Origin of the sequence: Vibrio lentus (assembly GCF_002875945.1) — a bacterium.
In the GTDB taxonomy this organism is placed as follows: Bacteria; Pseudomonadota; Gammaproteobacteria; order Enterobacterales; family Vibrionaceae; genus Vibrio; species Vibrio apostichopi.
This window is the reverse complement of the sequence record NZ_MCZK01000160.1, coordinates 52,477-72,848: the sequence shown is the minus strand read 5'-3', so window position 1 is coordinate 72,848 and position 20,372 is coordinate 52,477. Positions and strand designations below refer to the sequence as shown.

Below are 20,372 nucleotides of genomic sequence, written 5' to 3'. Positions count from 1 at the left end.
CCTCTTTTGAGGGGCTTTTTTATTGATGCTTGTCCCTTTTTGTTCCACTCTGTTTTGAGACTAATGAAATTTAAGGCTTTCAGGGAATGAAAAAGGTATTCATGGTGCTTGGTATTGTGGTGGCCATCATCGTTGCGACTATCGCAGCGTTGTTATTGAGCCTTCAAACTCAGTACCGAGCTGACGTTGCTAACTTTTTTATCAAGCAGACGATTGAACAACCTGTGCTAATTGAAGATATTGAGTATCAGGCGCCTTATCACATCACTTTAATGGGTATTACCCTGTCGCAAGCCCAACCTGAAAAGCAGCCACCTCTGTACATCGACAAGATCGATATCTGGTTCAGCCCTTACTCTGTAACGGAAACCAAATTGGTGTTGGATTCTGTTTTGATCAGCGGCCTGCAACTGGATACCAATAACCTAAAGATTCTCGATCCCTTGTTTACGCAGCAACATATCAAGCTCCACCAGCTCGCTCTCCATGACTTAGATTATTCAACGCCCGATTTTAATGCGCGTGGCATCGATCTACAGATCTCCGATCCCACTTGGGATAAGCGCAGTTCAATACTGCCCTACGGAAAAACACAACTCACAGCCGCGCAACTCTATTGGCAAGATGAAGCCTTTGACAACTTATTGATTGACCTCGATCTAAAGCCCAATGACAGCACTCTTTATGGCGCTTCATTTGAATGGCGAGGAGCCAAAATTTCTGGGCAAGCTGAACAATATCAGCAAGGTTGGTCGCTGGTGAATGTAACCGCTGACGGCTTAAGGCTCGATCAACAACAAACCCAAAGCCTATTAAGTAAAAATTGGAACGTAGAAGGCATCCAAATAAACCACATCAACAGTTTAGATATCTTGCGTAGCGATGTGGAATGGAAAAATGGCCACTTAGCTGGCTTCGATGCTTCATTAGAAAATGTTCAGTTACCGTTTCAGCTGTGGCAGCAGCAACAAGCCACCTTTTCCCTACAAGCAGAAGGCGTCACCATTGATGATGACTTGTTCGTCGACCCGAGTATCCAACTAAGCCTCCAGCCTGAGCAGATCCTGATTGAGGATTTCTATACCCAATGGCGACAAGGCAGCATCCAAATGAACGGGGTGTTAACACCAAGCTCGGTTGAACTCACGCAACTTGATGTTCAGGGCATAAAATGGATTACTGAAAGCCAAGATGAAAATCTACCGGTCACTCGTTTAATGCCTTGGCTTACACAGCTACAGCAAGCCTCTATTCATCGACTAAACATAGAGCGTAGCCAACTCATCCAACTTGCAAAAAAACCTTACTGGCAGGTTTCAGGGCTTCATGTCGAGGGGCATCAGGTTCAATTGCTGCAAGATAGAAAGCTAGGGTTGTGGCAAGGCAAGTTAATGGCCAGCGCCAATGATGCCAGCTACCAGAATATTCTCAGCGCTCAGCCTGTAGTTGAAATGAATAGCGAACAAGGAAAATGGACACTGACACGTCTGTTTATGCCGCTAAAACATGGCTATGTTGAAGCGAATGCCACTCTCGACTTTAATCAAATAAGTAAACCGTGGAGCCTAGACATCTCTGCCGATGGCTTGCCTATCTCGCCAATATTGCAACAACTGGAATTACCGCTTGATGCAACCGGTTATGGTGAATTCGAACTTCAAGCCGCAGGTTTGTACGGCGATTCGCTGATGCTGGGCTACTCAACCACAGGTCAACTCAAGGGCAGCGTTCGCCAAGGCGTGATGACCTTTAACGACACGCTGTCTGAAACATCCACCGATAACGTGTTTGAGATCCCTGAACTGAACGCGAATTTTGACCGTGGCCGCTTTACTCTCAAACCAATGCACATTATTGGTGCATCGGCAGAAGAGGAAGGTTCGCAAAGGGTTCAAACACTGAATGGTGAGGTCTCGGGCGAGCTCGATTTGCTAGAACAAGAGCAGCACTCGCTCTCCATTACCCTTTCCGACCCATGCCACCAAGTCTCAGGTAAGCTTGACCAAGTTGAATATTCTGAAATTAACGACTGCCAACAAAAAAGCGCCACTCCACAAGAGTAGCGCTTTTAATCAATATCTTACCAAATCAACAGAGTGCTAGGTGTCAGCTATTCGCTCACATTCGAATCCGTTGAAAGTATCTTTTTGTAGTCAGGGATCAGCATATAGGTTCCCGTAAACTCTACCGCTTCCACGTCGCCACTGTGAATGGTTACGTGAATGATGATACGAGCCTTTCTGCCAGAGGCAAGACGATCTAAGTCTCCACTGATCCCATCCAATGAGGTCGAGGCGACTGGGTTTTGTTCTACCGGGTGACGGTAACGAATATTACTGTCCGCCAACACGATATCACCGGTCAGGCCACGCTCTTTCATCAATAACCAAGTCATACCCCAGCCCGTTAAAGTCGCTAGAGTAAAAGCAGAGCCTGCAAACATGGTGTTATGAGGGTTCAAATTGGGATTCAACTGAGCACTACACTCAAACTGATAACCCGTGTATTGGTTAATCTTGATGCCCATCTTGTCACTGATCGGGATCTGGTGTTCCCAGCGCTGCTGAAGCTCGTTACACCAATCAGGTTTACGCAATACGTCAGCCATTGGGTCAAGGTGCTTGACCATCTGCTGGTGACGCACAGGCCCGCGTTGATCGTTAATCTCACCACGACGCTCAAAGTCATTCTTCTCGTAGAATGAAATCGCATCTTCACGTGCATTACACACCAAGCGCTTTGCGCCCTCTTGGCGAGCCAGTGACTCAAGCGCAACAAGAATCAACGAACCCATACCTTTACTGCGGCGAGAATTCTTAACCGCCATGTAGCGGATCTGACCTTCTAGATCAGGGGTGATATAAAGGCGTCCAATCGCCATAGGGCGACCTCGACCATCGACTATCATGCGATGGTGACTCATTGCGTCATATTCATCGCGTTCTGAGCCTACCGGCATTCGCCAAGGCTCACGGAGCATCTGCCAACGAAAATGGTAATACTTGTTCAGTTGATTTTCGGTGGTTGGGGTTATGAGTTTAAACATGCTTATTCCTTTAAGCCTAAACTTGTAGCCAGAATGTCACTGGACCATCATTAACTAACGACACTTTCATGTCGGCTGCAAATCGGCCACGTTCTGTTGGCAATACTGATTCACATTGGTCAGAGAAATAGTTGTAAAGACGCTCTGCATCTTCGGGGTGAGCACCACGAGAAAAACCCGCTCGCGTACCTTTCTTCGTATCGGCAGGCAAAGTGAATTGAGACACCACTAATACCTTACCTTCAACCTGCTTCACATTGAGGTTCATTTTATCGTCCTCATCTCCAAAGACACGATAAGTGGTCACTCGTTCCATCAAACGTTTGGCTTTGGCTTCGTCATCACCTTTTTCTACGCCTAACAGAACCAATAAGCCTTGCTCAATCTCACCCACTACTTCGCCATCAACACGGACGGCAGCTTCACTTACTCTCTGGATCAGTGCTATCACTGTTGTTTCCTTGCTCTGTAATTTTGTCGTTATCCGTTGAGTGTACCATTTCTTGCGGGTCACTCCACTGTTCGTGCTCACCAAGGGCAGCGGTCACCTCTGCACCCACCAGCACGATCAACCAACACAAATATACCCAGACAAAAAGAATCGGAATCGCCGCTAATGCGCCATAAATCAACTGGTAAGAAGGGAATTGTGTAATGTAGGCTGCAAAGCCTTTCTTACTAAGTTCGAACAACAGAGCCGCAACCAGAGAGCCCGCAGCCGCATGAGAAAAGTGTATCTTTTTGTTGGGAACCAACAGGTACAAGCCGAAGAACGCAAAGAAGGAGAGAATCAAAGGGAGTTTGCGAATCACGGTATTAAAAGCGCCAGAGACAACTTCGTTTTGTAGCAGGCTTAAGGATGTCACATAGGAGGTGGCAGCAATGCTCGCACCAACCAAAATAGGCCCAAGCGTCAGCACCATCCAGTACATAGAGAAAGACAACACCGCACGTCGCTTCTCATTAACACGCCAGATGTAGTTAAGGTTCTTATCGATATTGGAGATCAGCATCAGTGCTGCAATGAACAAGAACACACTACCCACCGCCGTCATCTTACCGGTGTTGGCAACGAACTCGAGCAAGGCACCGTGCACCGCATCCCCTGACGCTGGAACAAAGTTGGTAATAACGAAGTTTTGAATCACGATACCGACATCAGCAAAGATGGAGAATGACGACAAGATCGAGAGCAGAACCGTCAACATCGGGACGATCGAAAGCAAGGTAATGTACGCCAAATAGCCCGCATTCACGTTGACTCTATCGTGCGTCATTCGCGCCAAAAGATAGCGAGAAAACTGAATACTGAGTGTGGCGCCCTTTTTTATCTTCAACTTGTAACTCCCTTGTAACTCGTTCATAGTCCTAATTAATATTCCGTTGTATTAATCACAGTAAGTAAATGTTCAAAAATAGCGTAGGAAAAAGGCTTGAGAACAAGGCAGATTTTTTTGATAAGTAGTTATTCTACAATCAAAAATTCTAACGCTGTTATCGAGCATTTTAACAAGCTAGGTTGAGCAGTTATTTACTACGATTGATATTATTTAACTATAGGAAACTAGGATGCCTTATTTAATAGTTATAGTCCTCTCTATTTTTACTCTTACTGGATGCCAGTCAGCTTATTACTCCGCAATGGAGCAAGTGGGTTACCACAAGCGTGACATTATGGTCGACAGAGTAGAAGACGCGAAAGAGTCGCAGCAGGATGCTCAGGAAGAGTTTACCAGCGCACTTGAAGCCTTAAGTAGCCTGACTAACTTCAGTGGTGGCGACCTTGAAGACATGTACAACAAGATCAATGACAAATACCAAGACAGCGAGAAAGCGGCTCAAAATGTCAGTGACCGCATTGCTGCGATTGAAGATGTGTCCGATGCGCTGTTTGAAGAGTGGCAAGGTGAGTTAGATCTCTACACCAGCGATTCACTGCGTCGTTCAAGTGAGAAGAAGCTGCGTGAAACCAAATCGTCTTACCAGACCATGCTTTCAGCGATGAAACGGGCTGAGAAGAAAATGGATCCGGTACTCAACACTCTTCGCGACAACACGCTTTATCTCAAGCATAACCTCAATGCGAGTGCCGTTGGTTCGTTGCAGGGCGAGTTTATGAGCTTAGAAAAAGACATCGCTTACGCGATAGAACAGATGAATGCGGCGATAGCAGAATCGGATAAATTCTTAGCTCAACTGAACCAGAAGTAGATCTACAGAGAAACAACACGATGCAGCCAATCATTATTACTGGCGGTCCCGGAGCCGGAAAAACAACGCTGATTAATGCCTTGGCTGACATGGGTTACCCGACCTTCGCGGAATCTTCTCGACAGTTAATTGAACAGCAGAGTCAACTGGCCGATGGTATCCTACCTTGGTTAGACCTTCCGGGCTTTGCTCGCCTGTGTCTGACCGTCATGAGCGAGCAAAAGGAACAGGCTAACCAGCATCCGATTGCGTTTCTCGATCGTGCTATCCCAGATATCTGCGGTTACTTAGCTCAGGCGAACCTCGATATTGATGAGAACTACCGAGAAGCGAGTAAAGGCTATCACTCTCAAGCCCTATTCTGCCGCCCTGAAGCTTCTATCTATGTTCAAGATGAAGTGCGCCCCTACCCGTTTGAAGAAGCATTAGAGATTCACCACGCGTTAGTTAGAATCTATCAAGAGCTTGGCTATGAGATTGTCGAGGTTCCATTTATGTCAGTCGAAAAACGGGTTCTATTTGTTAAAAGCCACTTAGGTATCAAAAGCTAGCTCCCCAACTCGGTCGTCCCTCCCTATTGAGGATCACGAATACTTGAACGCTCTTCGTATCTCGCATCTCGTTTACTCGAATCTAAACAAACCACCGTCATTCCCTACAGCGAGGAACGAGCGTGATAGGGAATCTCTTATATGCCGTAAAAGAAAGATTCCAGATATCTCGTCCCTCGATTCTGGAATGACGACTCGATGAGTAGAAATGGATGAAAGAGAACAGGTATCGAAGATCTCACCTTCTTAGTATCTGGCTATATCCAATCTAAACACGCTCTTCGAATCTCGCATCTCGTTAACTCGAATCTAAACAAACCCACAGTCATTCCCTACAGCGAGGAACGAGCGTGATAGGGAATCTCTTGGACGCCTTAAAAGAAAGATTACAGATATTTCGTCCCTCGATTCTTGAATGACGACTCGATGCATAGATATGGAACATGCTCTTCGTATCTCGCATCTCGTTTACCCGTATCTATGCTAACGCCACATAAAACAAAAGCCCCGAGCAGCTAGGCTACTCGGGGCTTTCTTATCTACTTAGCTAGAAGCTAGTCAGCTGGCAATTAAGCCTTAGCTGGACGTGCTGCACGCTTACGTTCGTTCTCAGTAAGAAGTTTCTTACGGATACGTACGTTTAGTGGCGTTACTTCTACTAATTCATCTTCATCGATAAACTCAAGAGCTTGCTCTAGAGTGTGCTTGATCGGTGGAGAAAGAACTTGTGCTTCATCAGTACCAGATGCACGAACGTTCGTTAGTTGCTTACCTTTCAGACAGTTTACTGTCAGGTCGTTTGAACGGTTGTGAATACCAATTACTTGACCTTCATAAACTTCATCAGCGTGCTCTGTGAATAGACGACCACGAGCTTGAAGGAAGAATAGAGCGTAAGTAAGAGCTTTACCCGTTGCGTTCGAAATTAGAACACCGTTGTTACGTTGACCAATGATACCGCCTTTGTAAGGACCGTAGTGATCGAACGAGTGGTAAATAAGACCAGAACCAGACGTCATTGTAAGGAATTCAGTTTGGAAACCGATAAGACCACGAGAAGGCATCATGAAGTCCATGCGAACACGGCCTTTACCATCTGGTGCCATATCTGTTAGCTCACCCTTACGTAGACCGATGCTTTCCATGATCGCACCTTGGTGCTCTTCAACTACATCGATAGTAACCGTTTCGAACGGTTCCATTTTCTGACCATCTTCTTCTTTGATGATTACTTCTGGACGAGATACTGCTAGCTCGAAACCTTCACGACGCATGTTTTCGATCAGGATAGAAAGGTGAAGCTCACCACGGCCTGATACGCGGAAACGGTCTGGACTTTCAGTTTCTTCAACACGTAGTGCAACGTTATGAACCAATTCTTTTTCAAGACGCTCAAGGATGTTACGTGAAGTTACAAACTTACCTTCTTTACCCGCGAACGGAGAAGTGTTTACTTGGAAAGTCATTGTTACTGTTGGTTCATCAACAGATAGAGGTTCCATTGCTTCAACATTGTTTACGTCACAGATAGTGTCTGAAATTTTCAGCTCACCAAGACCAGTGATTGCAATGATGTCGCCAGCGTTAGCTTGTTCTACTTCGTGACGCTCAAGACCTAGGTAACCAAGTACAGTACCTACTTTACCGTTACGTTTCTTGCCTTCAGCATTCACGATAGTTACTTGTTGGTTTGGCTTAACCGAACCACGAGTAACACGAGCAACACCGATAACACCTACGTAAGAGCTGTAATCAAGTTGCGAAATTTGCATTTGTAGAGGACCGTCAAGGTCAACTGCAGGAGCGTCTACTGTATCAACAACAGCTTGGAACAGTGGTTCCATGTCTGTGCCAACTTCGCCTTCTTCCATTGTTGCCCAACCGTTTAGAGCTGAAGCGTAAACAACAGTAAAGTCTAGTTGCTCATCAGTAGCACCTAGGTTGTCGAAAAGGTCGAATACTTGATCCATAACCCAATCAGGACGAGCACCAGGACGGTCAATCTTGTTGATAACAACGATTGGTTTAAGGCCGTGTGCGAATGCTTTTTGCGTTACGAAACGAGTTTGAGGCATTGGGCCGTCAACTGCATCTACGATCAGAAGAACTGAATCAACCATAGACATGATACGCTCAACTTCACCGCCGAAGTCCGCGTGTCCCGGAGTATCTACGATGTTGATGCGGTAATCATTCCAGTTGATTGCTGTGTTCTTAGCAAGGATTGTAATGCCACGCTCTTTTTCGATGTCATTCGAATCCATGACACGCTCTTCAGCTTCACCACGAGACTCAAGAGTGCCTGACTGTTGTAGCAGTTTATCAACCAAAGTCGTTTTACCGTGGTCAACGTGCGCGATGATCGCGATATTTCTTAACTTATCAATCTGTGGAGTAGACATGGATTCTCGATTCACTCATAAAAGGTAGCCGTCAATTATCTCAATTGTTTGGATAATAACCGCTAGCTTGATTTAAAAAACGGTCAATAATATACCAGATTTTAGAAAAAAACCCAGAAATATGTGATCTGAACCAAGGCTTTTTTCTCTATTAGCGATTCATATTCGCTTAACATCGATTCAATACAGTATAGAACAGCTAAATTCGTACGATTTTTAAAATCATTGCACGCTAACTTCGAGCCAAATCTACCCCGAAAAAGAAAAGTGGATTGACAACGTACTCAATTCGTTGCTGAATGGTATTCGTTTGTGATTCATCATATTGGTGCACACCAAGCACATTGCACCAATACAGTGCGCACAGAGATCATTTTGGTGCAAAACTCGAATGTAAACGCAAACAAAAACAACTAAGCAATTGAAATTAATGGAATAATTTTTTTGGCACGCTTTTGGCAATAGACAAACCAGCATCGATTAATGCACATACAGACATTAATCAATGCTGGTTTCAACCGAATCGAGCTAATACCGAATTAATAACACTGGAGGTTATCCAAGATGTCAGTAGAAAATGTACTATCCCTGATCCAAGAGAACGAAGTTAAATTTATCGACTTACGTTTTACTGATACAAAAGGTAAAGAGCAGCATATCTCTATTCCTTCTCACCAAGTTGACGCTGACTTCTTTGAAGAAGGTAAAATGTTCGACGGCTCTTCAGTAGCAGGTTGGAAAGGCATTAACGAATCTGACATGGTAATGATGCCTGACGCATCATCTGCAGTTCTTGACCCATTCACAGAAGACGCAACGCTAAACATCCGTTGTGACATTCTTGAGCCTGCAACAATGCAAGGCTACGACCGTGACCCTCGCTCAATCGCTAAACGCTCTGAAGAATACCTACGCTCTACTGGTATCGCAGATACAGTTCTAGTCGGTCCTGAGCCAGAATTCTTCCTATTTGATGATGTTAAATTCTCAAATGACATGTCTGGTTCTTTCTTCAAGATTGATGACGTAGAAGCAGCTTGGAACACAGGTTCTGACATCGAAGGCGGTAACAAAGGTCACCGTCCTGGCGTTAAAGGCGGTTACTTCCCAGTAGCTCCTGTAGATTCTTCTCAAGACATCCGTTCTGCAATGTGTCTAGTAATGGAAGAGATGGGCCTAGTTGTTGAAGCTCACCACCACGAAGTAGCAACTGCGGGTCAAAACGAAATCGCAACTCGCTTCAACACGCTAACAACAAAAGCTGATGAGACTCAAATCTACAAGTACGTTGTACACAACGTTGCTCACGCATTTGGTAAAACAGCGACATTCATGCCTAAGCCACTAGTTGGTGATAACGGTTCTGGTATGCACGTTCACCAATCTCTAGCAAAAGACGGCGTTAACCTGTTTGCTGGTGATAAGTACGGCGGCCTATCTGAAATGGCGCTTTACTACATCGGTGGTGTAATCAAACACGCTCGTGCAATCAACGCATTTGCTAACCCATCAACAAACTCGTACAAGCGTCTTGTACCTGGTTTTGAAGCTCCGGTAATGCTTGCTTACTCAGCACGTAACCGTTCTGCTTCTATCCGTATCCCAGTAGTACCAAGCCCGAAAGCACGTCGTATCGAGCTACGTTTTGGTGACCCAGCAGCGAACCCATATCTATGCTACTCAGCAATGCTGATGGCTGGCCTTGACGGTATCAAGAACAAGATCCACCCAGGCGAAGCTATGGATAAAGATCTATACGACCTTCCAGCAGAAGAAGCGGCTGAAATCCCAACAGTTGCTGAATCTCTAGAAGTAGCGCTTAAAGCTCTAGACGCCGATCGTGAGTTCCTAACAGCTGGCGGCGTATTCTCTGACGATTTCATTGATTCTTACATCACACTGAAATCTGACGATGTACAACGCGTGAACATGGCGACACACCCACTTGAGTTTGAACTGTACTACTCAGTTTAATTTTTAGTCGGTCTTCTTACTGCAATAAGTAAGAAACTCTAGAAAAATATTAGGCTCGCCTCGCAGGTGGGCCTTTTTTCTATTCTCCCTACCTCCCCTTCCTCGTACCATATCTTAAACAAAAGCCCTCAGAGGCTGTTGCTATAAACACAATAAAATCAATAACAAAACCAACGCCAAACGTGAAAACACCTTACGGTGGAAAGAGGCTAACGATATGAAAAACATACTGTTCCTAATCGGGTTAACAGCCGCATTCTCGTGCTCTGCTCAAACGGTATATACCTGGGTGGATGAAGATGGCGTACTCCACTTTAGTGATACCCCTACAGATCAAGGCGCTAAATCACTTCGCCTGCCTGATGTACAAGCATCAGCGCCAGCCCCTAAATTTGAGGCCTCAACGCCTGTTGACACTGCAGCTACATCTAAAACGGCAACGCCAGCCCAAAATCAGCGAGAAACAAAAACTGCGGAACGCGAGGCACCAGCTCAGCTAACACTTACTATGCTGACTCCCATACATGATCAAACCATCCGCAACAACCGTGGCTTAATCCCCATTCAGATCGAACTCAACCGAAAATTAGGTATTGGTGAGCAGTTGCAATTAATGCTCGATGGTCGTCGTTATGGTGCTCCGCAAACCCAGCCAACTTGGGAATTGAAAGGCATCGATCGAGGCACTCACACCATTGCAATTCAAGCACATAGAAGCGGCAAGCTTATTGCATCTACTAGTCCAGTCACCGTGTATTTACATCGAGCGACGCTCAAGTAGGCCAATGTGTTAAAAGAGACTGAATTTCCTCTACTTTTCACCTAATCGAAGCAGCTTTCAGCGACTCTAATGAATTATCTTTAGCTTCTGGTTGATATGCGCCATACTTGAACTTAGCTACGCACCAATTTGGTGCAGTGAGAAAAACACCAGTTCAAGGACGAAATAGTGAATCGATCAGCCCAAAGCGACAGCATAGATACACATCATCTTTCCAACGCCATTCTCGACAATATGGTGACCGCGACCTTGATGCTCGATGAGCAATTGTTCGTGCGATACGCCAACCCTGCGGCTGAACAACTCTTCTCTCAAAGCGCGAGACGCATCGTCGATCACCCACTAAGCCAGTTGATTCAACATGCTTCCCTCGACTTAGCGCTTCTCACTCAGCCTCTACAAAGTGGCCAAAGCATTACTGACAGCGACGTTACCTTTGTCGTCGACAACCGTCCACTGATGTTAGAAGTCACCGTAAGCCCTATTTCATGGCAGCGTGAAACCTTGCTATTAGTAGAGATGCGCAAGATAGACCAACAAAGACGACTCAGCCAAGAGCTTAACCAACACGCACAACAACAAGCGGCGAAGCTACTGGTGCGCGGGTTAGCTCATGAAATCAAAAACCCATTAGGTGGTTTAAGAGGAGCGGCGCAGCTGCTTGGAAAAATGTTGCCAGATCAGTCTCTTAATGAATACACGCAGATCATTATTGAACAAGCCGATCGCTTGAGAGCCTTGGTAGACCGTCTTCTTGGTCCACAAAAACCAGGCAAAAAAACCGAAGAGAACCTTCATCAAATTTTAGAAAAAGTTCGACAGCTAGTTGAGCTTGAAGCGGGCTCAACACTCGCCATCGAAAGAGATTACGACCCTAGCCTGCCAGCGATAGTGATGGACTCTGCTCAAGTTGAACAAGCCATGCTCAATATCGTGAGTAACGCTGCACAGATTTTGAAGGCGCAAGAGTCCGGTAAAATCACCATCCGCACCAGAACGGTGCATCAGGCCAATATCCATGGCAAGCGACACAAACTCGCTGCTCGCATTGAGATCAGCGATAACGGTCCGGGTATCCCGGATGAGTTAAAAGATACCCTCTTTTACCCAATGGTGAGTGGGCGCGAAGGTGGCACTGGTTTAGGGCTATCGATATCTCAAAACCTGATCGATCAGCACAACGGAAAAATAGACGTTGAAAGCTGGCCAGGTAACACCACATTCACGATTTATTTGCCGATATAAGCGAAGCCTTGATTCCCACTGGAAACAACGTTTCATCGGCAACAACGAATACCGAACAATAAAAACAACAATGATTATCACAATAGATTTGGCTGCAAAGGAATTGAATTATGAGTAAGGGATACGTTTGGGTCGTCGATGACGACAGTTCTATACGCTGGGTCGTAGAAAAGACGCTGTCATCTGCGGATATTAAGTGTGAAACATTTGCTGACGCAGAGAGCGTGCTGCTGGCGCTTGAACGCGAAACGCCAGACGTCTTGGTGTCGGACATTCGCATGCCCGGCATTGACGGGATTGAGCTGTTGCATCAAGTTCACCAGCGTTCTCCTGACCTGCCAGTGATCATCATGACCGCGCACTCTGATCTTGATGCTGCGGTGAATGCTTATCAGAAAGGGGCTTTTGAGTATTTGCCGAAGCCGTTTGATATCGATGAGACGCTGACTTTGGTAGAACGAGCAATCGCACACAGTCAAGAACAGAAGCGTGAACAAGCCAGCGAAGTGATCGAAGAGACCAACGCACCCGAAATCATCGGCGAAGCGCCCGCGATGCAAGAAGTTTTCCGCGCCATTGGTCGTTTGTCTCGTTCGTCTATTTCTGTTCTCATTAATGGTGAGTCCGGTACGGGTAAAGAGTTAGTCGCGCACGCCTTACATCGCCACAGCCCAAGAGCAAAGAAGCCATTCATTGCCCTCAACATGGCGGCTATCCCTAAAGACTTGATCGAATCAGAGCTATTTGGCCACGAGAAAGGCGCCTTTACCGGAGCCAACAGTGTTCGCCAAGGACGCTTTGAACAAGCCAACGGCGGCACCCTGTTTTTGGATGAGATCGGGGATATGCCACTCGATATTCAAACCCGCTTGCTACGTGTCTTGTCGGATGGCCAATTTTATCGAGTGGGCGGTCACTCTGCGGTGAAGGTTGATGTACGTATTGTTGCGGCAACCCACCAAGATTTAGAGCGACTGGTGCATGAAGGGGGTTTCCGTGAAGACCTTTTCCATCGACTGAATGTGATTCGAATCCATATTCCTGCGCTGCGTGAACGTAAGCAAGATATTGAGAAACTGACTCATCACTTCTTAGCCTCTGCCGCCGAAGAGCTCGGTGTAGAAGTAAAAACACTGCACCCAGAGACGATCCTAAAACTCAATCAACTGAATTGGCCAGGTAACGTGCGTCAACTGGAAAATATTTGTCGTTGGCTCACTGTGATGGCCAGCGGTAGCGAAATATTACCTTCAGATCTACCTCCTGAGTTATTGGAGGAGAAAGTAGTGACCACTTCAGGCTCTGGTGATAACTGGCAGCAACTGCTGGCTAATTGGGCAAAGTGTGCGCTTGATTCAGGAGAAAAGGAGCTGCTGACTTATGCTCTGCCAGAGTTTGAACGTATACTGCTAGAGGCTGCACTCAACCATACCAATGGTCACAAACAAGATGCTGCCAAGGTTTTAGGCTGGGGAAGAAACACCCTAACCCGTAAACTCAAAGAACTGTACTGACCTGATATGACTTTCGATGCAGCTACTTTTTAACCCAAAAAGGGTCGCTTGGTTTGAATAGTGTCGGTACAATTAAGGTATGCCATTCACTAAAGTTGTAGCTAAAGATGTCTTTGAAAACACAAATTACATTGAGAACCGCGGTGGTTCTCCCATTCGTGATGATTTTTCTGTTCACTATGGGCGTAATGGTTTTCACTCAAAAACAAAGCTACAAAGAGATGGTGAGTGATATTAGTGCACGTCAGCTAGCATCACTCACTGACAATGTTCATAAAAGCCTATCCGAATTTTTAGAAAAGCCGTTTCACGCTAACCTCTCACTAAGCCACAACATTGGCTATCACCACCTTTACCAAGCTGGCAATCTCAGCAAGGTTCAAGATTACATTCTTTATAAGTTTTCCGATCACTTCACGGCAGTTCCGCAACTTGATGTGATTGGTTTTGGTTCTGAAGACGGTAATTATGTGGGTTTTCGTAAAGAAGCAAACGATGGCTATACCCTGATGGTGCAGGATGACCGCACTCAAGATCAGTTGGTTATCTACCGTGGCAGCAAGATAAGTGAAGACATTCGTTCTGTGATTTCAGGGTATGATCCGAGAGTACGTCCTTGGTATACGCCGGTTGTGAACCAGAAAAAAGCCGCGTGGTCGCCCATTTACGCCAATGCCGATGAACGCCAAGAGATCACCTTATCAGCCCTTGCGCCAATTTATGATGACAACGAATTTAAAGCGGTCATTGTCAGTGATATCAAGATCAATACCTTCAACGCGTTCTTGAGAGATCTGAAAAATAATACCGATGCCTCTGTCTACATCATCGACAACCAACAACGTTTAGTTGCTCACTCAGAAGGTGGCAGTGTCGTGTCTTGGGGAACTGGAAAGACCCACAAGGGTCAACGCCTCCTCGCAACAGAAAGCGCTAACCCCGTCATACGAGAGAGTGCCAGCTACGTTGACCAATTCCATTTGATTGAAAACATGAGCGTTCAACGTTTCAGCTTTAATCTCGACGGACAACGCTACTTCAACCAGCTCACACCTTTTGAAGATGAGCATGGCATCACTTGGTTTATTGGCATGTCGATCCCAGAGTCCAACCTGCTCGGTGAACTACCAGAAAACCAAAGAAACAGCTGGCTACTTGGACTCGCGCTCAGCTGTATTGGCATCATCGCTGGGCTGATTGCCTTTAACCGCGTAATTCGACCGATCACCTCAACCGCCGACGCAGCAAAACGCCTAGCCAATGGCGATTGGAATAGCAGCATGCCAAAACCGGGGAATATCTACGAAACCAGCATGCTAGTGGCAGCATTCAATGAGATGGCCAACAACTTAAAGGCCTCTTTCCAGCAATTACAGTCTCAACTGACCTATGACTCACTAACCAAATTGTATAGCCGAGAAGGCTTTATTGATGCCGCCCAAAAAAGCACCGAAACAAAGGAAGGAACGCTTTATTTGGTTGGTATCGATCGTTTCCGCGACATCAATGACAGTCTAGGCCATTACAATGGCGACCAACTGCTGATCATCGCAGCCGCTCGATTGCGTGGCATCCTGCCAACGGAGTACTTGCTGGCTCGTACTGGTGGCGATGAATTCGCGATTTACGCACCCAATGTAACTCAAGACGATGAAGTTCAGCTGCTTGCTAACCGACTACTCCAAACCTTTGCTTCGCCATTTTCCATGGAATCAGAAAGCGTGGTGATTAAGGTCTCCATTGGTGTCGTTCACGTTTCAAATGACCAAGACATTACTCTATGGCTTCGCAACAGCAGTATTGCACTGAGCAATGCCAAGCAGGATAAAGCGCGTGTCAGCATCTACAGTCCAGAAATGGGCAATGCCTCTAGGCACCGAACCAAGATGCTAGCCCGCCTCAACAAAGCGATCGAACTGCAACAATTCGAACCCTTTTATCAACCTATTATCGACCTAGAGTCAGGTTCAACAATTGGCGCTGAAGCCCTAGCCCGCTGGATCACTGATGAAGGCATTATCTCACCATTGGAATTCATTCCACTCGCGGAAGAGACAGGGCTCATCTACGACATTGGTCAGCAAATTCTGCATAAGTCTTGTCGAGATACTGCCATCGCGATCGAATCAGGGAAATGGAGCGAAGACTTCTCTATTCACGTTAACTTGTCTGTCGACCAACTGAGTGAAAGCGGATTCATTGACTTGGTTAAAAACACGCTGCGTGATACCAAGTTACCCGCCCAAAACCTGACGTTGGAGATCACGGAGTCGCGAATCGTCGACAACGACCCGACCATCATCGATAACATGCTGACACTCAAAGTACTGGGGATTTCGATTGCGATTGATGACTTTGGCACCGGTTATTCATCGCTTGCCTACCTGCAGAAGCTGCCATTTGATTGCCTTAAAATTGATCGAAGCTTCGTGTGTAAGCTCGAACAAGAAAGCTTAGACAGCTCAATCGTTGCGGCTATCGTCAACATAACCAAAGGTTTTAAGGTGAACTTGGTTGCGGAAGGTGTGGAAACTCAGCAGCAGGCTGACTTGCTCAAACAGCTGCAATGCCCGCTCGCACAAGGCTTCTTATACAGCCGGCCGGTCCCGTTTGATCAGTGGCCAACCGACCTCATCAATATTCAAAAGAATGCTGAGGCTAAACAAGATACCAAGGACAAATAAAGCACCAAAGAGAAGGTCACCTAGTCAGGTAGGCCTTCTAAGGGTAGCAAGACACAGATACAAAAATGCCAGCACGATGCTGGCATTTTTTATGTTTCTATTCTCAATCGAGCGATTAGATCACGCGAGAGAACTGCTGTTGGCGAGCCTTAGCACGTAGGTATTTATCGAAACACATACAGATATTACGAATCAACAAGCGACCACGTAGAGTCACGCGGATTTCTTTGTCGTCGACTTCAACCAACTCATCGTTAACGAAGGTTTGCAGTAGCCCTAAATCTTCTTTGAAGTAACGATTAAAGTTAACCGAGAACTCAGATTCAATCATGGTTTTATCAAGCTTGAAGTTACAGATAAGCTGCTTGATCACTTCACGACGTAGAAGGTCGTCACTGTCTAGAGCAACACCTTTCCAAAGCGCGTGGCGAAGGTCATTCACTTGAGCGTAATACTTCTTCAGCTCTTTCTGGTTCTGTGCATAGGCATCACCGACCATTGAGATAGCTGAAACACCAAAGCCCACTAAGTCAGCTTCACCTTGGGTCGTGTAGCCTTGGAAGTTACGATGCAGAATACCTTCACGCTGTGCAACGGCTAGCTCGTCTTCTGGTAAAGCAAAGTGATCCATACCAATGAACTGGTAGCCCGCGCCCGTTAAAGTCTCAATGGTATCTTGTAGGATAGCCATCTTCTCTTTCGGCTCAGGTAAGTCTTCATCTTTAATCTTACGCTGCGCAGCAAACAGTTGCGGCATGTGCGCGTAGTTAAACACCGATAAACGACCCGGTTTCATCTCTAGCACTTGCTTCAATGTTTCAGCAAATAACGCTTGAGTCTGCTTTGGTAGACCGTAGATCAAGTCTAGGTTGGTTGAACGGAAACCCAGCTCTTTGGCACGCTGAACCATCGCGATGATGAACTCTTCATCTTGCTCACGGTTAACCAGCTTTTGTACTTCTTTGTTGAAGTCTTGAACACCAATACTCAGGCGGTTAAAACCTTCGCTACGCAGGTGATCAAGGACATCTAATTCAATTTCACGTGGGTCAACTTCGATACTGATTTCAGCATCAGCCGTAAAGTTAAACTCGTCACGTAGGATCAGCATCAAACGGGTAATTTGAGCTTTAGTTAAGAATGTTGGCGTACCACCACCGAAGTGAAGTTGAGTCACTTCGCGGCCATTCAGTAAAGAAGCACGCTGACGAATCTCATGTTCGATCACATCCAAGTACTCATCGGCTTTATGCGAGTGACGAGTAATGACCTTGTTACAACCACAGTAGTAACAAAGCTTGTGACAGAATGGGATATGTACGTAAAGAGAGAGAGGACGCTCTGGGTACTGAGTACACGCCATGTCGTAATCAGCGACGGTAAACGCTTCATGAAACTCCAACGCAGTTGGGTATGACGTGTAACGAGGTCCCGAATAGTTATACTTGTTTAAGATTTCTTGATCCCAAACGATTTGCTGATTCGTTGTTACTGGCTTGCTCGACATAGCGGTAATTCCAATTTAGATCCGCGAGAACCTAAGGTCTCTCAAATCATTTTACATACATTAAAATATAGACGGGTTATTTTGCCACACGACTTGTAAGGACGTTTCAAGACAAAATCTTTTTTTCAGATAAAAACTCAGAACTGCTAGCTTGATCACTAACAATGCACCGAAATAAAAAGGTGCAAAAGGTAAGAAGGCCCATTTAACACTATCTATAAAGATAAGGTGTATTAAGAACAATGCGTCTCAAAAACACCATGTATTAAACAAGCCTCTATATTAAAAGTCTCAGTGACTAGATCATCTGAATATTGATTTGATTGTTGAGAGGCTTAACCTTCTCCTGCAACCTTTTCAAATCTTCGATAACCGCATCATTCAAGCGAGTCTCCGCCTTGTGGCGTGTGAGATTCTGCTGCATGCGTTCTTTCTTGGTCAGTTTCTGCCTTCCGTCTCCGCGCGCCATATCTTTAACGATATGGTACAGCTCAGAAAGAGCAGGATATTCAGAATCAAAATCGACACGCTCATCACCCTGAACGTTATCCATAATGATACACACTCGGATACTGATCTCAGGTAAATCACACTGGCCTTGAATACCCGCTAAACACAAGGTATTTACGTTGTCGTAAATCGTTGCGTTACGTTTTTCAATGGCAAGTGCTTGATGCTGCTTTTGCAACTCCGTCTGCTTCTTCACTTGAAGTAGAAGGTAACCTGCATAAGAGCCCAAGCCGAGAATGATAATTCCACCAGCAATTGCTAATAAGGTTACATTCATTTCGTCTTAACCTTTAAAGCTGTCTAAATCGATATCTTCGAATTGAGACAACAAGTCTTCGTCAGAGCTTGCTTTCTTCTTCTTAGCGACAACAGGAGCTTCTTCGAAGATCTCTTCTTCATCGTCTTCTGGCTCTAGCAGACCTAGACGGCCCATTAGGTGTTCGATACGATCAAGTTTCTCATCAACGAACTTCTGTAGACCAGCACCTAGGTTTTCACCATTTTCGATACGATCTAACAATGTGTTCAGTTGAGCATCATTCTCAAGCATCTCTAACTCTTGTTCGTTAGATAGCTTACGCTCTTGTTTCGTCGGCTTCTTAGCAGGCTCAACAATCAGCGGAATTTTTTTCTTGCTGCCTAAACGAGGGTCACGATCTTGTGCAGCTTTACGCTGTCTCGCTTCGCTACCATCTGAGTGACGGCTGCCAGATTTAAGACCTTTGCGCTTTTTAACACGCTTGCGTTCACGACCTTCAACATCAGATTCACTACGGTTTCTTGTTACCATAGGTTCAGGAGCGCCAAGTGCTCCCGGCTTTCTTGATTTCTTACTACGACCCATTACTGCACTTTCCTCAGTAAAATTACATCACTTCCAAAAAATTCTAGTTCGAGCTTATCCCGCTCGGCCAAAAACTGGAATGTTTGACGACTAAAGAAGACGACATGTGTCGGGTCATTCTTATAGTGCCAACCAGCAAACGCATCTACGTCTATTACTAGCTTAGTCATAAGACCAATCCAGCCCTTGGGTTTAACTAAATTCAACCATTGCTGCCACACTTTGTCTGGGTGATAAAGGTGCTCTATCACTTCGGTAGCAGTCATAAAGTCATACGTTTTCTCCAACACAGAAGTCTCTGGATGGTAATAAATATCGTACAACTCCATGGTGTGTCCGGCTTCTTCTAACATAATAGATAGCGTAGGGCCTGGGCCACAACCAAAATCCAACCCTTGTGAGTTAGATGAAATTTTGTCTGTTAAGGGATCCGCGATGCGAGATAAAAAGCGGCGGTAGCCCGCATCACTAGGATCGTTCTCATGGAGATCATAGTGTGCTTTTTCTTCTTTTGCTTCTAACCTTTGTTCAGGTTTAACAAATACCAGTTCACATTGCTGACATTGTAGATACGCTCTACGTTTGTCTTCAAAATAGTGATTCACGCCTTGGTGATGGCATAAGGGACAAGTATACATAGCACATCCTTAAACAGGGATGCGAAACATACCAGAAACTGCGTTTATAGTGGAGGGGTATTGGGTGTTTTTTCATCAAATCAATAAAAAAAGCGATAGGAAAACCTATCGCTCTCTAAATCTGCCTATATCGGCCAAAATTTGCATACTCAACTTGGTACACAAATCTCCATTTGTTATTGGTGCTTTCCATGCCAAATTTATTTGTTGTTCATCGTCCTGATGAGTTTTGGCTATCCTTTTCTAACACCTTGTTGCTGGGCTGTCCTAGCCTGATCCGTTTCTGTCTATACCGTTAGACTAGATGACCATCCATATCTAAGTCAGCTCCTAGCTGATGGCGGTTACTTTACCGTGTTACAAAAAGACTACAAGAGTGCGACTTCACACTTTCGTACACAAATCGATCACACATTGATAAATTAGACATGAGATAAAAACGCATAAATAAAATCAATACAAAAG

16 protein-coding genes are annotated in these 20,372 nt (G+C 45.5%); 8 read left to right on the top strand and 8 right to left on the bottom strand.

The window, feature by feature from the left end; genetic code table 11:
- Positions 1-86: 86 nt before the first annotated feature.
- Positions 87-2,063 carry an AsmA family protein gene (locus tag BCT49_RS20795; RefSeq protein ID WP_102437877.1) on the top strand — a complete coding sequence of 659 codons (1,977 nt, stop codon included), beginning with the start codon at positions 87-89 and terminating at the stop codon, positions 2,061-2,063.
- A 47-nt stretch (positions 2,064-2,110) separates the two neighbouring features.
- Here the strand turns inward: BCT49_RS20795 and BCT49_RS20790 are convergent, their stop codons facing one another.
- The 3 genes from BCT49_RS20790 to BCT49_RS20780 are packed head-to-tail and all read right to left on the bottom strand — an operon-like array spanning position 2,111 to position 4,410.
- The gene (locus BCT49_RS20790) at positions 2,111-3,046 is read right to left on the bottom strand and encodes a bifunctional GNAT family N-acetyltransferase/hotdog fold thioesterase (protein WP_102437875.1); all 936 of its coding nucleotides are present in this window, start codon (positions 3,044-3,046) and stop codon (positions 2,111-2,113) included.
- A gap of 16 nt (positions 3,047-3,062) precedes the next feature.
- Positions 3,063-3,497, bottom strand: a complete 435-nt coding sequence (dtd, locus tag BCT49_RS20785) for a D-aminoacyl-tRNA deacylase (protein ID WP_004735590.1) — start codon at positions 3,495-3,497, stop codon at positions 3,063-3,065.
- The gene (locus BCT49_RS20780; RefSeq protein WP_102437873.1) at positions 3,469-4,410 is read right to left on the bottom strand and encodes a virulence factor BrkB family protein; all 942 of its coding nucleotides are present in this window, start codon (positions 4,408-4,410) and stop codon (positions 3,469-3,471) included. Before BCT49_RS20780 ends, dtd begins: the two co-directional genes overlap by 29 nt.
- Before the next feature lie 205 nt (positions 4,411-4,615).
- Between BCT49_RS20780 and BCT49_RS20775 the strand changes: the two genes are divergently transcribed.
- Together BCT49_RS20775 and BCT49_RS20770 are read left to right on the top strand one after the other, a co-directional pair.
- Entirely contained in the window at positions 4,616-5,257 is a 642-nt protein-coding gene (locus BCT49_RS20775; protein WP_017107901.1) for a DUF2959 domain-containing protein, read from the top strand.
- Positions 5,258-5,277: 20 nt separating this feature from the next.
- Positions 5,278-5,808 carry an AAA family ATPase gene (locus BCT49_RS20770; RefSeq protein ID WP_102437871.1) on the top strand — a complete coding sequence of 177 codons (531 nt, stop codon included), beginning with the start codon at positions 5,278-5,280 and terminating at the stop codon, positions 5,806-5,808.
- Between the two features lie 569 nt (positions 5,809-6,377).
- Here BCT49_RS20770 and typA read toward each other — a convergent pair.
- Complete coding sequence (gene typA, locus BCT49_RS20765; RefSeq protein WP_102437869.1) at positions 6,378-8,210, bottom strand: translational GTPase TypA; 1,833 nt, start codon at positions 8,208-8,210, stop codon at positions 6,378-6,380.
- 564 nt (positions 8,211-8,774) lie between these two features.
- On the opposite strand from typA, the gene glnA reads away from it, so the two are divergent.
- From glnA to BCT49_RS20735, 5 genes are all read left to right on the top strand, one after another.
- Positions 8,775-10,184, top strand: a complete 1,410-nt coding sequence (glnA, locus tag BCT49_RS20755; protein WP_017107904.1) for a glutamate--ammonia ligase — start codon at positions 8,775-8,777, stop codon at positions 10,182-10,184.
- A gap of 217 nt (positions 10,185-10,401) precedes the next feature.
- Positions 10,402-10,965 carry a DUF4124 domain-containing protein gene (locus BCT49_RS20750; RefSeq protein WP_102437867.1) on the top strand — a complete coding sequence of 188 codons (564 nt, stop codon included), beginning with the start codon at positions 10,402-10,404 and terminating at the stop codon, positions 10,963-10,965.
- A gap of 168 nt (positions 10,966-11,133) precedes the next feature.
- Positions 11,134-12,210, top strand: coding sequence for a nitrogen regulation protein NR(II) (gene glnL / locus BCT49_RS20745; protein ID WP_192889725.1), 1,077 nt, complete (start codon positions 11,134-11,136; stop codon positions 12,208-12,210).
- Positions 12,211-12,320: 110 nt separating this feature from the next.
- Complete coding sequence (gene glnG, locus BCT49_RS20740; RefSeq protein WP_102437865.1) at positions 12,321-13,724, top strand: nitrogen regulation protein NR(I); 1,404 nt, start codon at positions 12,321-12,323, stop codon at positions 13,722-13,724.
- Positions 13,725-13,831: 107 nt separating this feature from the next.
- Entirely contained in the window at positions 13,832-16,408 is a 2,577-nt protein-coding gene (locus BCT49_RS20735) for a bifunctional diguanylate cyclase/phosphodiesterase (protein WP_102437863.1), read from the top strand.
- Positions 16,409-16,523: 115 nt separating this feature from the next.
- On the opposite strand, the gene hemN is transcribed toward BCT49_RS20735, so the two are convergent.
- The 4 genes from hemN to BCT49_RS20715 form a co-directional block, all read right to left on the bottom strand.
- Positions 16,524-17,915: an oxygen-independent coproporphyrinogen III oxidase gene (gene hemN / locus BCT49_RS20730; protein WP_102437861.1), complete on the bottom strand. Its 1,392-nt coding sequence runs from the start codon at positions 17,913-17,915 to the stop codon at positions 16,524-16,526.
- Positions 17,916-18,213: 298 nt separating this feature from the next.
- Positions 18,214-18,702, bottom strand: coding sequence for a DUF2489 domain-containing protein (locus BCT49_RS20725; protein ID WP_102437859.1), 489 nt, complete (start codon positions 18,700-18,702; stop codon positions 18,214-18,216).
- Positions 18,703-18,708: 6 nt separating this feature from the next.
- On the bottom strand, positions 18,709-19,269 hold the full coding sequence (gene yihI, locus BCT49_RS20720) for a Der GTPase-activating protein YihI (protein ID WP_017109223.1): 561 nt from the start codon (positions 19,267-19,269) through the stop codon (positions 18,709-18,711).
- Entirely contained in the window at positions 19,269-19,907 is a 639-nt protein-coding gene (locus tag BCT49_RS20715; protein WP_017107910.1) for a class I SAM-dependent methyltransferase, read from the bottom strand. Before BCT49_RS20715 ends, yihI begins: the two co-directional genes overlap by 1 nt.
- Positions 19,908-20,372 lie beyond the last annotated feature (465 nt).